11 protein-coding genes are annotated in these 14290 nt (G+C 41.3%); 4 read left to right on the top strand and 7 right to left on the bottom strand.

Annotated elements, in window-relative coordinates; translation table 11 throughout:
* Positions 1-130 precede the first annotated feature (130 nt).
* The 4 genes from IQ244_RS31145 to IQ244_RS31130 form a co-directional block, all read right to left on the bottom strand.
* Positions 131-1162: a hypothetical protein gene (locus IQ244_RS31145; protein WP_193900538.1), complete on the bottom strand. Its 1032-nt coding sequence runs from the start codon at positions 1160-1162 to the stop codon at positions 131-133.
* A gap of 246 nt (positions 1163-1408) precedes the next feature.
* The gene (gene ychF / locus IQ244_RS31140) at positions 1409-2500 is read right to left on the bottom strand and encodes a redox-regulated ATPase YchF (protein WP_193900537.1); all 1092 of its coding nucleotides are present in this window, start codon (positions 2498-2500) and stop codon (positions 1409-1411) included.
* A 45-nt stretch (positions 2501-2545) separates the two neighbouring features.
* Positions 2546-2743, bottom strand: coding sequence for a hypothetical protein (locus IQ244_RS31135; RefSeq protein ID WP_193900536.1), 198 nt, complete (start codon positions 2741-2743; stop codon positions 2546-2548).
* Between the two features lie 242 nt (positions 2744-2985).
* On the bottom strand, positions 2986-5514 hold the full coding sequence (locus IQ244_RS31130; protein ID WP_193900535.1) for a mannose-1-phosphate guanyltransferase: 2529 nt from the start codon (positions 5512-5514) through the stop codon (positions 2986-2988).
* A gap of 513 nt (positions 5515-6027) precedes the next feature.
* Between IQ244_RS31130 and IQ244_RS31125 the strand changes: the two genes are divergently transcribed.
* Positions 6028-6219: a hypothetical protein gene (locus tag IQ244_RS31125; RefSeq protein WP_193900534.1), complete on the top strand. Its 192-nt coding sequence runs from the start codon at positions 6028-6030 to the stop codon at positions 6217-6219.
* A 276-nt stretch (positions 6220-6495) separates the two neighbouring features.
* Here the strand turns inward: IQ244_RS31125 and IQ244_RS31120 are convergent, their stop codons facing one another.
* Both IQ244_RS31120 and IQ244_RS31115 read right to left on the bottom strand, forming a co-directional pair.
* Entirely contained in the window at positions 6496-7104 is a 609-nt protein-coding gene (locus tag IQ244_RS31120) for a hypothetical protein (RefSeq protein WP_193900533.1), read from the bottom strand.
* A gap of 318 nt (positions 7105-7422) precedes the next feature.
* Entirely contained in the window at positions 7423-8010 is a 588-nt protein-coding gene (locus IQ244_RS31115; protein WP_193900532.1) for a thylakoid membrane photosystem I accumulation factor, read from the bottom strand.
* Positions 8011-8430: 420 nt separating this feature from the next.
* Here IQ244_RS31115 and IQ244_RS31110 point away from each other — a divergent pair, with 420 nt between their 5' ends.
* Positions 8431-9768 (top strand): MurT ligase domain-containing protein, encoded by a 1338-nt coding sequence (locus tag IQ244_RS31110; protein ID WP_193900531.1) that lies wholly within the window; start codon positions 8431-8433, stop codon positions 9766-9768.
* Between the two features lie 61 nt (positions 9769-9829).
* Here IQ244_RS31110 and IQ244_RS31105 read toward each other — a convergent pair whose 3' ends face one another.
* On the bottom strand, positions 9830-10609 hold the full coding sequence (locus IQ244_RS31105) for a hypothetical protein (protein ID WP_193900530.1): 780 nt from the start codon (positions 10607-10609) through the stop codon (positions 9830-9832).
* A gap of 337 nt (positions 10610-10946) precedes the next feature.
* On the opposite strand from IQ244_RS31105, the gene IQ244_RS31100 reads away from it, so the two are divergent.
* Positions 10947-11750, top strand: coding sequence for a type 1 glutamine amidotransferase (locus tag IQ244_RS31100; RefSeq protein WP_193900529.1), 804 nt, complete (start codon positions 10947-10949; stop codon positions 11748-11750).
* A 395-nt stretch (positions 11751-12145) separates the two neighbouring features.
* Positions 12146-14290 (top strand): tetratricopeptide repeat protein (locus tag IQ244_RS31095; protein ID WP_193900528.1); only part of this gene is annotated, 2145 nt, incomplete at its 3' end.

The following is a 14290-nucleotide window of genomic DNA, read 5'->3' as shown; positions in this document are numbered from 1 at the left end:
TGTTTTCTCAGCCGCTCACGTAATTCCTCGGCTGACTCTTTTATTTTTACTTTGGTGACTCCTGCCATGAACGTCTGCTCATATTTCTGATTTAACTATTTCTATCATGTTTTTCGTGAATTGGTATTACCTAATTCGTTTCTTGGATTTGCAAGCGGACAGTGTGTTCTGTTGTTCCGCTGAGTTGTAGTTCCATAACTTCTGTACCCAAAGGTTCGATGCAGCTAAGAAGCGATCGCAAGTTTGGTGTGCTGGCACCAGTATCTACATATAATCTATCTGCTAAACTACTGATGCGTTTCCAAGTCATATATAACTTGCCAATGAGTTGTTCCATTTGCGAAGCTTGATTGACTAAATCAGCCGCTACACTTAGACAGCCAACTCTGTGAGCTTCTTCTAAGGCGGTTTCTATGTCTACTTCTTCTTTAACTAGTGCTTGGACTTGTGCCGCGGATTTGAGATATTTGGCTAACTGACGCGCTTCTGTAGTTACCTGCTTAATAGTATCTATGTCAGGGTTGGCAATGATTTCTTTTTGAATAAATTTTTGGTGTTGTTCTGGTAATTTTTCCATTTCTTTTACCAGTGGGGCAATATATCGCGGTGGTAATGAATTATCTGCGGCTTTTACCTTTACTGGTTCAGGGATTAAATCTGAAGACATCGCCATCCATTCATCAGCGAGTTGACGGACTTCTCGGCGTGTAATGCGATCGCCTTTTTGGGCAGCTTCACTCACCATTTGTTGCACTTCTGGGGAAGATTTAGCTGTTTCGACAAAGGCGCGTTTGCTAAAGTTATTAACTGCGGAAGGTTCCAGTCGCCCTTCTTCTAAAAGAGTATCAGCACTATTGGCTAGTTGAATCCAAGAGTAAGCTTGACTCTTGCTGATTTCTCGTTCCTTCAGCCATTTCAGAAAGCCTGTACCCCTACCATCGCCACCTTTTTTCTCTCTATCACGTACTGCTCTTAAAATTCTCCCACGCCAAATTTCTGTTTGTAGGTCAAAGCGATCGCATACTTGCCAAGCTATATCCAACTGCTGTAAAAAATCAGACTCAGGAATTTGCTCATCTTCTGGATCTGGCAATTCAAAACTAAGATCAGTTGGCTGTTGTAGGGCAGCAGCAAGGTCATTAATAGCGTCGGTATCTTGCACGGTGGAAAACTGACTAGGGTATGCGTCGGCTTATTATGACATAATCTGCGTGTGATAAAGCATGATTATGGAATTAGTACCTGGTGCAGCAGGCGGTTTGAGTGTGGGTACTGATGATAAAAATTTTGGTTCCTATGTGTATATGGTAGGTAGAAGTAATTAAAGCAGGTGTTAAGGGTATAGGGTAAACGTGTTTGATTTTCACCTAAACCCATTCACTCCTACACCCTTATATCCCTAATTAAACTACACGTTAAATAGGAATAACAGGACATCTCCTTCTTGGACGATGTACTCTTTGCCTTCACTTCTGACTAAGCCTTTTTCTTTTGCACCTTTCATCGAGCCATGTGCTACTAAATCATCATAAGCAACGGTTTCAGCGCGAATAAATCCCCGTTCAAAATCAGAGTGAATTACACCTGCGGCTTGGGGTGCAGACATACCTGCGTGAATTGTCCAAGCGCGGGTTTCTTTAGGTCCACTGGTGAAATATGTCCGTAAACCTAACAAGGCATAAGTGGCGCGAATCAAAGACTTCAAGCCGCCTTCTTTCACACCTAAAGATTCTAAGAAATCTGCTTTGTCTTCTTCAGCTAATTCGACTAATTCTGCTTCTACTTGTGCAGAAACGATAACTACTTGAGCATTTTCTTGCGCTGCAATTGGCCGGACTCTTTCGACAAATTCATTACCTGTGGCTAAGTCATCTTCGGAAACATTGGCCGCATAGATAATTGGCTTACTAGTGAGCAATCCTAGCCCTTGAATAATTGCAGATTCTTCTTCATTTAAACTGACTTGACGTACAGATTTACCTTCATTTAAAGCGGCAATTAATTTTTCGAGAACGGTGATTTCAAACTGAGCTTCTTTGCTGGTGCGGGCTTGTTTGCGAGTGCGTTCAATGCGGCGCTCAATTTGGGCTAAGTCTGCTAAACCAAGTTCTAAATTAATGATTTCAATATCCCGTGCTGGATCAACAGAACCGGCAACATGGATAATGTCATCATTCTCGAAACAACGCACTACATGAACGATCGCATCAACTTCTCGAATGTGCGATAAAAATTGATTCCCCAGTCCTTCACCTTGACTTGCACCTTTCACCAAACCGGCAATATCCACAAACTCAACACGGGCTGGGATAATTTGTACAGAACCGGAAATTTGCGACAGCACATTTAACCGTTCATCCGGTACTGCGACAACGCCGACATTCGGTTCAATCGTGCAGAAGGGAAAGTTAGCAGCCTCCGCTTTCGCATTGGCTACTACGGCATTAAATAAAGTAGATTTTCCGACGTTGGGAAGTCCGACAATTCCGGCTCTTAGCATTTTGGAGTTTAGGTTTTGGATTTTGAATTAAACTACTAAGATAATTCAAACAGGTTCGGGTATGGTTTGGGGAATTGTACCGGGGACAGTTTGGGGAATTGGGGCGGGGACTGTCTGGGGAATTGGTTCCGGTACAGGTTCGGGAATTCCTGGATTCGGTGTCGGTTCCGGTCTGGGTAGGGGGTTTGGCTGCGGGGTCGGAATTTGCGGTTCAGGAATGGAAATAGCTTGGATATCAATCATGGGTACTCTGGTTATATTATCTGACTATCCCCAAACTAGATGATTACCTTTGATGCTGACATCTGCCTAGCAAATGGAAAAAGGCTGAAGTATGAAGTCTGAAGTATGAAATGTTGTAGGTGATAGGTGATAGGTGACAGGTGACAGGTTACTAGAAGCAGAGGTGTAAGGTATGAGGATATAGATTTTCGATTCCCTTAAACCCCCATCCCCCTAAATCCTTATACCCCTGTCTAGCAAAGTCAAACTTCTGCTGGGTGATATTCTTGTTGTCGTTCAACGAAGGTTTGCACTCGGTTGCGGTAGTTTCTGATGGTGTCGTCTACCCAATCGCGATCGCTACTGTTTGCATATAAATGTACTAATGGCTCACTGGCATCGGGTAAAACTAACAGCCAATTATCATCGAAAGGTTGACCAATTTTTACACCATCGATGAGTTCGAGGTTTTGGGCTGGGTGAGTTTCTACCAAGTAACGCATTAATGCACCCTTAGCAGTCCAAGGACAGCGAATTGTCTGGGTTCTATGAATTACGCGGGGTAATTCTGAACGCGCAGTTGCGAGCGATCGCTCTTGAATTGTCAGCATTTCAATAATTTTGGCAATGCAGAACATGGAATCAAAACCTGGATGCAGTTGGGGGAAAATGAAACCAGTCTCGCCACTACCGCCTAACACTACATTGGAATTTCTTTGACAAGCTTCCATTAAAGCTGTCGGGTTAGCCTTAGTCCGAATCACTCTCCCATCGTGGCGACGGGCGACTTGTTCCACTGCGCTGGAGGCGTGAACTGGGACAACTACTGTACCTCTGGGGTTAGATGTTAATATCATATCCACCATCAGGGCAGTTAACATTTCTCCGCGAATCGCAAAGCCAGATTCATCTACTAAAATTAGCTGTTCACCATTAGCCGAGACTTGCACACCAAAATTAGCTTTGAGTGCTTCCACTACATGACCTAGCTGAGTCAACAGTCCTTCCCGATCAGCGGTGGTGACAGCGTGTTTATTCAAACTGGCGTTCAGTACTACTGCATCTGCGCCAAATTTATCTAACATTTGGGGTAAAACAGCCCCAGACACAGCATAAACATAATCAATGACGATTTTGGCGCGACTGTTGGTGAGGGTAGAAACGTGCAGTAATTTCTCAAAGGCGGTGCAGTAACGATCAATGACTTGGCTGGGATAAGCAACATCACCAACTTCATGAATCAACGCCCGCCGCATATCTTCTTTAAAATAAGCCCCTTCAATTTTCTTTTCTTGGGCTTTGGAAATGTTAATCCCTTTGGCATCCATGAATTCAATCAAAATGTAGTCGGGGCGATCGGGATGTACCCTGACATGGATACCGCCAGCCACAGACATAGTAGGAATAACTGTTCGGGCAATGGGGATAGCAGTAGCATCAAGGTTTTGAATATCCACCCCTACAGACATTAAACCGGCAATGAGCGATCGCGTCACCATCCGAGACATATTTCGTTGGTCTCTTGACACCGTAACCTTAGAACCGGGTTTTAAAGTAGAACCGTAAGCCGAACCTAACCGCACAGCAAATTCTGGAGTAATATCAATATTTGCCAAACCTTGTACACCACGTTGCCCAAATAAATTTCGTTGGGCAGTATTACCCCAAATCAAGTTGATGTTTAAAATCGCACCAGACTCAATTTTTTTACTCGGCCAAACACGCACACCAGTACTAATTTGCGCTTCTTCGCCCACCGTAGATAACGAACCGACCACAGCCGCTTCTAATACATGAGCGCGACGGTCAACACGGCTACCACGGGAAATTACACAGGCGCTGAGATGTGCTTCTTCACCAATAAATGCCCCATTCCAGACAATCGGACGCTTAAGATTAGCATCAGCCCCAACTGTAACGTTATCACCAATCACAGTTCCCGCTTCAATCTGCACTCTAGCCCCAATTCGGCAATTGTCACCGATAATTGTGGGAGTTTCAATATGAGCCGTCGTGTCAACAAAAGTATTTTGTCCTATCCAGATACCGGGCGAAATTTCTTCATAAATAAAGTCGAGTTTTACCTTACGATCTAAAGCATCATATTGCGCTTCCCGATAAGCATCTAAATGACCCACATCGCACCAGTAACCTTGGGCAATATAACCATACATGGGTTCATTTTTTGCCAAAAGTAAGGGGAATAAATCTTTAGAAAAGTCAGATTCGGTGTTAACTGGTAAATAATCTAAAACTTCGGGTTCCAGAATATAAATACCCGTGTTGACTGTATCTGAAAAAATTTCGCTTGTAGAGGGTTTTTCTAAAAATCGCTTAATTTTTCCGGCTTCATCGGTAATTACTACCCCAAATTCAATGGGATTGGGAACCCTAGTTAAAATCAAAGTGGCTTTTGATTGTTTTTGTTGATGAAATTCTAGTGCTGCTGTTAAGTCAAAATCTGTGATGCTATCGCCACTAATTACTAAAAAAGTTTCATCCAGAAGTTCGGCAATATTTTTGACACAGCCTGCTGTCCCTAGCGGCTGATCTTCTTCCACTGCGTAGGTCATTTGTACGCCAAAATCGCTACCGTCTTGAAAATAATCTCGCAAAACATCAGGTAAGTAATGTAATGTTGCAATTACTTCTGTGATTTGATGTCTTTTGAGAAGATTGATAATGTGTTCGGCTATGGGACGATTAAGAATCGGCACCATAGGTTTGGGTAAATCGCAAGTTAAGGGACGAAGCCGTGTCCCTGAACCGCCTGCCATCAGTACTGCACGCATAAATCCTCCTAAACTATTTGCAGCCTTAGCTGCTTGCATACCCATGAAAATAGTTGGTTGTGTCTTTCATTAGTGTCCTATAGATGTTCTAATTTCTGGAACTTCCACAAGAGACATCTAAAATAAATGTTAAGCATATTTACTCAACACAGCAGCCTATTTGTCTAAAAAAAATTAAGAAATGTTTCTGGGAATCGAGTTTATTTATTATGCCAGTTTCAACCGCTTTAAAGGTAGCAAGCAAGTTGGAAAAATCACAGAGAAATCTAGAATAATATATTTCTTTTTAACTTTATAATTGAGCTTAATTAAGTTGTGGCACTAGGATACTAGGCTAACTAGCTACAATGCCCGATGCTACTTTACACTGGAATCAGAGAATGTACTAATACATCCTTCAGTAGTCTGAACATTAGGGCTAGAATCTACCTTGTGAGTATAAATTAAGAATTGCTCATATATTTTGACAATTCTTAACTTAAATTTAGTCAGTAGTGAATGGAGTTCCTGAAAATGAGCAACTTAATCGTATTTGTTTTGATAGTAGGTTATGTCGGTTTAGGTTGGAAGTTTTGGACTGGATTTACAAGGACTAACTTTACACCATCCTTACTCAATCGCATTGCTTTATCTTTGTTGTGGCCAGCTTTATTTATCGCTAATCAATCCTATCGCCGCAACTTTAGAAAAGCGTTGAAGGGTTAGTGTTAATTTTAAGTTTGCACGTATCCAGTTCTGGCGATCGCCTACATCTTAAAATAGTTTAGTTAGTTGTTTTGTTAAATTCGAGAGGCTCAGATATCCGACTTCTTCACAAAGTCGGGTATCTTGCTATTCACAAATACTTTAGGGCTACTATATAGCAATTCTCAGGCAGATGAAATACACCCCACCCGCGCTGTCGCGCACCCTCCCCTTGCCAAGGGGAGGGTTGGGGAGGGGTAATTTTGTAACCTACCAGAGTTGAAAACGCTATATTACTTAACCGATAGGTAAATTACCTGGGTTGACTGAGTGAATATATTCACTACCAGAATGTGGTCTACCGCGTTTATATCTGGCTTCTTCAGGATTACCCCATCCTAGCTGTAAAAGCATCTCTAAAAAGTTAGGATTTTCCCACTTCCATAAACTTGCCCATTCAGTTCTTTGAGCAATTCTTTCAACATCATCTATAGCAATTTGTTGATACTGTTTACTATTATTAAAACTTAAATATAAATCCATATCGCTAGTTACTTCATACCAAAAATTCAATATCGAAATTTTGGCAGATTGTAATATTGCGATGTCGCTCGTCAACCCTACTAACTCGGTATCTACTTCTGGATAGCGCAAAGTTTTGCCTTTGACTGTCATTTCGCGCCAGACAATACCGGAAACATGATGTTCTCTTTGATAATCGTGAATAGCCGTCTTAAAATCTTGATAGGCAGTAAACTTTTGGAACCCATCGGTTCTGATAAACTGGTCTATTACAGGATTGCCAGAGACAGTTACCTCTAACTTCAGACGCTCTCCTTTAAGACAAGCTTGACGTTCGGCTGCCAAAATTTGGATTAGCTCTTCGGTAGTGTAAACTTTTGACATCAGTTATTAGCCAAGGGTCAATGGTTAATAGACTATAGTTAACGCCGTGTGCAACTTTATCTTAAACCTAACCCCCAACCTCTTCCCTACAAGGGAAGGGGAGTAAGAATTAAAGCCTCTTTCCGTTGCGGGGAGAGGAATGGAAGTGGGGTTTTAAAAATAAGTCGCACATCGCTTTAGTTAATAGTTTTGAACTTTAACTATTAATTTCTACAGTTGTGATAACAGGTTATATAAACATTATCCTTTGCACTATGGTTGATGCAGTAGCTAACAGTACTAAAAATTAGGGTAGACCATCTCAGTCTACCCTGGCAGTTATTTGGCTAACTCACTACTAAATTCATTAAACGATCGCCGTTTTAATTCCACTGATTCAGAACGCGGTAATAAATCAAACACTTCGCGGAATTTATCGTCTATTTCTTCAAAGGGTACTTGACCTTTTTTGTTTAACAAGACTTCGCCTGACTGATTAAACACTACAACTTGCGGCACACCGCCAGAATAGTAATATCCTGGTTCTGTGGGATCATATTTTTCTTTGACGGGAATTGTATCAACATCAATAGCAATGATTTCTGCGGCTCGTCCGTAGAATTCCTGGACACGAGAAATTACAATGGCATATTGTTTGCAATCCCTACTGTCGTCAACATAAAATGCCAAAAACGCAGGTTTATGTTCTTTTAAAGTCTGTGCTAGTGTCTGTCTGGGTGGTACTAAGGAACCATTGCCAGAATAAACGACAAACATATTGCCATCATAAAGATCATCATTAATCCCAGCAAAAGCCGGCTTGATAGTGAACATCAGTAGACACACAAGCAACAACAGGCATTTTGATACCAAGCGTCGCCAGTCAGCCATTTGTTTTTGTAAAAAAATCAACTTTGTACTATTCATCAAAAGAAACCTTGCAAGCTATGACTTGTCCTAAGTTGGTGCTGAATTCGGCAAACTAAGCTGGATATGTAATTACACCCGCGCACTATTTTTTAAGATAACCCCTATGGGGACATGGCTGAAGTATGAAGTCTGAAGTCGGAAATTTCTTTTTCACACTTCATCCTTCGGACTTCGCACTTTCCTAGAGCATCGATTCAGTAATCAAAAACCTAACCCCCCAGCCCCCTTCCCTACGAGGGAAGGGGGAGCCAAACTCCCCTCTCCTTGTAGTGTAGGAGAGGGGTCGGGGGAGAGGTTCTTTCAAGATTACTTAATTGGTGTTCTAGCGCTGGCTTTTTGAGTCAAGATTCGCTAAACTCACAGGATTAAATTTACAACTACATTAATTACCAACCATCAGAAGATTAAGGTAAAGAAGTGGGCAAGAAAATCAAACTGATAGATAGACTAAGACTAGGTTTTGCAGTGTTGGCGGCGAAAACTGTCACCTTTGGAGTGAGATCGCTACGTTTAGGTGCTGCTAGTGTATTACCAGGGTCAATTGCGCGGCGAATTGAACCTCGATTGTTGCAATTATTGAGTCAGCAGGTGAACAATGGCGTAATTATCATTGCTGGGACTAACGGCAAAACTACCACGTCACTGCTGTTAAAAACAATTCTCGAACGCAAAGGTTATCGCGTCGCGCATAACTCCACCGGTGCAAATCTGGAAAATGGCTTGATGACGGCCTTACTAGAAAATACTAACTTGGTAGGTACGCTGGCGGCTGACTACGCCATTCTGGAAGTTGACGAAAATATTGTACCGAAGGTTTTAGCACCACTCCAGCCGCGAATTATCCTGTGTTTAAACTTGTTCCGCGACCAACTCGATAGATACGGGGAAGTAGACACCATCAGTAAACGCTGGACGAAGGTGATTTCTACACTTCCCAAGGAAACGGTGGTAATTCCCAATGCTGATGACCCGACTTTATCTTACCTCGGTCAGCAGTTGCCCCAACGGGTGTTATTCTTTGGTTTGAATGAACCAAAACAATACCTCGAATCAATTCAACACGCTGTAGATTCTATTTACTGTCCCAATTGTGGACATTCCTTAGATTACCAAGGTGTGTACTTGTCCCACTTGGGAGATTTTACTTGTCCCAGTTGCGGTTTTAGTAAGAGTAAACCAACCCTAGAAAGCAGTGATTGGGGACAAATTTTAGTTGGTTTGTATAACAAATACAATACTTTGGCGGCGGTGACTGCTGCGATTGAATTGGGAGTTGATGAAGCAACGATTAGAGATACTATTAATAACTTTCAAGCTGCTTTTGGTCGTGCCGAAGATTTAGTGATTGATGGGAAAAAGGTCAGAATTTTATTATCAAAAAATCCGGTAGGGACAAACGAAACTATTCGGGTAGTGAATCAAAGTACGGATAAAACTACACTGATGGTTTTGAACGATCGCACCCCCGATGGGACTGATGTATCCTGGATTTGGGATGTGGATACAGAAAAATTAGTCGAACGTGGCGGAACTATTGTAGTCAGTGGCGATCGCGTTTATGATATGGCTCTACGTCTCCGCTACAGCGAAAAGTCTGTGGAGAGTAACTTAAACTTAATTGTCGAGGAAGATTTGAAGCAAGCGATCGCAACTGCACTAGAACATACACCAACCGACGAAACCTTACACATTCTTCCTACTTATTCTGCCATGTTAGAAGTGCGCGAAGTCCTCACAGGCAGAAAAATTCTTTAGAGAATAGGGAATTGAGAAACTTTTTTATAATCTTTCTCATCTCCCTCACCTTTCTCCCTCCCTAAACTAAATAACTGGTATTTGGGACAATAGGAAAGAACGCGTATTCATACCAAGCCGTCCAGATAAAACTTCTCAACCACCGTTGACGCTTTTCGGGGGTAAATTCATATTCAAATACCCCGCGAGATGTATCAATAGAAGATAAATGAGAATTGCAACCACAACCATGTTGATAAGTAAAGCCATATTTAGAGGCGATACTCTGCACTTTCATTTGCATTGCAAAAACCTTACCTGCGTGTAATATTGCATCCCAAGAACGTTTATGTTTGATATCTCGCTTATCAAATCTTAAAGCGCGTTCTTCAAATACATGATCGCGGTAAATTGGTGCTAAATGTACATGATAAAAACTAGCTGGTAGTTCATAGCCAAACTCTTGAAAAAGTTCTATTCCTATCCGCGCTACTTTTACTTCATTTACAAACTTTTCTCCCTTTGATTCTACATATTCAAGCAGTATAGTAAAATCTGGATAACTAGTTTTGATAAAGTCATAACCATAAAATTCTAGGGTTTCCCAAGCTAACTTTCCAAATAGTTGGGAAAATGAAGATTTAAGATATTCTAATTCTGGACGTTCGTTAAATAAGTCAACATCACCCTGTTCTAACTTATATTGAAATAACTGTGCCATCTCAACATAACTTTGTGGATCAGGGATTCTTACATCTGCCAATCCGTTAGCAATATCTTGCCAGATAGAAGGTAGTTGAGACACAGGAACTGCATTTTCATACGCAATTACCGTCAAATTGGGAGCTTCAATTGCCTGCATATAATCTCCATTTAGATATTCACAATTTGTCGCTTAGTTAACCCAAGTTAACTTTTGCGGAATTTGGAAAAACAGTGTAACTGTTTACCCAGTATTTAGTAAATTTACAGTCACCTGTGGAGATTATGGCTGTCTGACAATCACAAAACTGTGACCTAAAATACTGAAAGCTGGTAACAATTGCTATATGTCCAGCCAAAAATTTTAACTACTAAACTCATTACCGAGGACAGATTTACGATATGCTGACCCCAGCGTCTTTGGTTCTGGATATGCGCCGGATTCTGCAACCATAGAAAGAAAAAAGTTATAAATTATCAGTTATGAGTAAAGAGTTATGAGTTCTGAACAATTAGAATTAACAATTGGTTGGTTGTATCCAACGCTGATGAGTACCTACGGCGATCGCGGTAATGTAATTACAATAGAACGTCGCGCGCAATGGCGGGGATACACGGTTAAAATATTACCTCTAGACCAAAATTCCACAGCAGAGGATATTAAGTCTGTTGATGTGATTGTTGGTGGTGGCGCACAAGACCGTCAGCAAGAAATTGTCATGCGTGATTTGCAAGGCGCGAAAGCCGACGCAATGCGCGAGAAAATTGAAAATGGCACACCAGGAGTCTTTACTTGTGGTTCACCCCAACTGCTAGGACATTATTATGAACCAGGACTAGGACAGCGAATTGACGGGTTAGGAATACTCGATTTAGTTTCAATTCATCCTGGGGAAAATACCAAACGTTGCATTGGTAACTTAGTTATAGAAGTTACCGCCTCCCGCCTCGCCAAAGATTTAACCGAGATGACAGGTAGCAAACCTTATCTCGTGGGTTTTGAAAATCACGGTGGACGCACCAAATTAGGCAAAGTAGAAGCTTTGGGGCGTGTGGTGTATGGTTTGGGCAATAATGGCGAAGATGGTACCGAAGGTGCATTTTATCAGAATGCGATCGCCACTTATTCCCACGGCCCCTTATTACCCAAAAATCCTTTTGTGGCTGACTGGTTAATTCAAACAGCACTGCGGCTGAAATATCAACAACCCATCAGCTTGAAACCGTTAGATGATGACCTCGCAATGCAAGCGCGAGAAGCCATGCTAAAGCGCTTGAAAGTTGCCGTATCATCTTCTTGATTGAAAATGTCACGACATTCATAGAGAACATCCAGACGTTTGTTGAAATCGTCACGACGTTTCTTGAAAACGACAGGGCGTTTGTTGAAATCGACACAGCGTTTATCGAAAACGACACGACGTTCATTGAAAACGACAGGACGTTTATTGAAAACGACAGAGCATTTATTGAAAACATTCAAGCGAAGGTGTAGGGGCGAACGGCCGTACCCTGCGGGAACGCTAAGAGCGAACGCCCCTACTCGTTGATTCCCTTACGTAAATACCGCTATACTGATGCAGGTGGACAATATAAATTTGATGCTAAATCAAAGCAGACCTTGGACTTGAGAGATTTGATTTTCTTGTGAATTTAGTCCACCTGCTGATTTTTTTAGCAAAATGGCAGGTTTAGCATGGCTGACTCCACCCCGCCTTTTAGTATCAATGATGTATTAGAAACAATTAAGAAAACAACAGAATCAATCGCTGGTTTTGTACAAACAGTAGCAGGATGGATTCGGGAAAAAAAATGGGTTGAATTGATTTCCTTGATTCTGGCTACTATTATTCTTGCTTGGGTTTCGAGAGAGGCGATCGCCAAGTTTTTAGGCGAACAAAATTCTCGATGGTTTTTTTGGATTTGTCTGGCTGTCGGGATACTTTTTAGCGTTGCGGTTGTTGTGGCTGTTGTCGTTAAACCATCCCTATCGAATGCAGCACAAAACCCTGTAGAACGTCAGGCGATTAAAGGTTTATTGTCTTTTACCTCAAATGATGCAGAGATTTTTAGTAAGTTACAGCGCCATCAAGATATCAGGAATTGTTTAAGGATTCTCAATGATGCTAACTTTCGCATAGGGATTTTGTGGGGTGAGTCGGGATGTGGTAAAACCTCGTTTTTACAAGCAGGTTTAATTCCGCAACTGGAAAGCGAACAGGGAATTTATATTCAGTTTACCGATAAAGACCCGTTAATCACCGTCAAAAAAGCGTTAAATAAAGAATTAAATTTAAATTTATCTGGCGCAGAAATTGAACAATTAGAGTTGCTTGCTGTTCTCAATCAAAGTATTGCCACAGTCCAAAAACCTTTAATTCTCTTTTGTGATCAATTTGAGCAATTTTTCGTTCATTATCAATCAGCCGCTGCGCGTCGTCCTTTTATTGATGCCTTAAATAATTGGTATAGCAATGAGGAAATTGCTGTCAAGATTTTAATGAGTTTTCGCTCAGATTTATTTTACCAACAACATGAAATTCAGCAAGTTTTGAATTATTCCCTGGATTCCAGAAATAATATTAAGTTAAAAAAATTCTCGGTAGAACAAGCAACCAATGTTTTAGAAGAAATTGCCAAGGCAGAAGATATAGAATTTGACCGCCGAGATATAGAAACTTTTGTTGAACAAGAGTTAGTTGATAGAGGCAAAGATAAATCTGATGAGCCGATTTCCCCTGTCGATATTCAAATTCTCTCGCTAGTGATTAGCGATCAAAAAACAACCGAAATTCGCAAATTTGACAAAGATGCTTTAAATAAAATTGGCAGATTTGAAGGCTTATTATATCAATATCTTGAGGGACTGTTAAGCCTACGCGAACAATCAGCTACATCAGCCCAAAAAGAAGCAGTGATGAAATTGCTCTTAGAATTAATTGATTCTAATGGCTTGACGCGGGCGGGGGCATTTACTTTAGCTCAATTGCAGAACAAACTCAAGCCCATAGGAGCAAAAGATATTCAAGATGCAGTACGTTGGCTAGAGCAAGAGCGTTTAATTATGCCGCTGCAACAAGAAGAAGAAACCGCCTATCAATTGGCACATGAACGCATGATTCCGGCGGTGCTGAAGCTATCAGGAAAGATTTTGCCCAAGGCAGATAAAGCCAATGAATTACTCAATAAACAAGTAAAAATTTGGATAGATAGTAATCAAAATCCCCGTTATTTATTAGGCTGGCGGGAGTTATGGTTAATTGAACAGCAGAAATCTTATTTAATGTGGGGAGACAGGCAAAAGCAAAAAGAAAAGCTCATCTACAAAAGTAAGCAGCGAATTTATCGCAATTTTGGAATTTTTGGGTTTATTGCCGTTTTAGGAATGGGCATTTGGGGCTGGTTAAACTATACAATTTCGGGGCAACTAACTCAAATTCGCTGGCAGTTAACTAATGCCAGTGAGCAAATCAACAATCCTCAATATCAAGTAAAAGCTATTTCTGCCTTTGCTAAAGATCAAAATTTCTCTCAAGCATCTAAACTTGCCAACAAAATTAGCGATTCCGAGTCCAAAGCCTCTGCCTTAAGAGCCATTGCCGAAACCTACAGCAAACTCAACAACCAACAAAAAGCCAGCGAGTTGCTGCAAACTGCCCTCGACTCTGCCAACAAAATTAGCGATTCCTATTCCAAAGCCTATGCCTTAAGTGCCATTGCCGAAACCTACAGCAAACTCAACAACCAACAAAAAGCCAGCGAGTTGCTGCAAACTGCCCTCGACTCTGCCAACAAAATTAGCGATTCCTATTTCAAAGCCTATGCCTTAAGTGCCATTGCC

It is taken from the genome of Nostoc sp. LEGE 06077, assembly GCF_015207705.1.
Lineage (GTDB): Bacteria > Cyanobacteriota > Cyanobacteriia > Cyanobacteriales > Nostocaceae > Nostoc_B.
The sequence above is the reverse complement of the archived record's forward strand: the minus strand, read 5'-3'. Positions and strand labels throughout refer to the sequence as shown.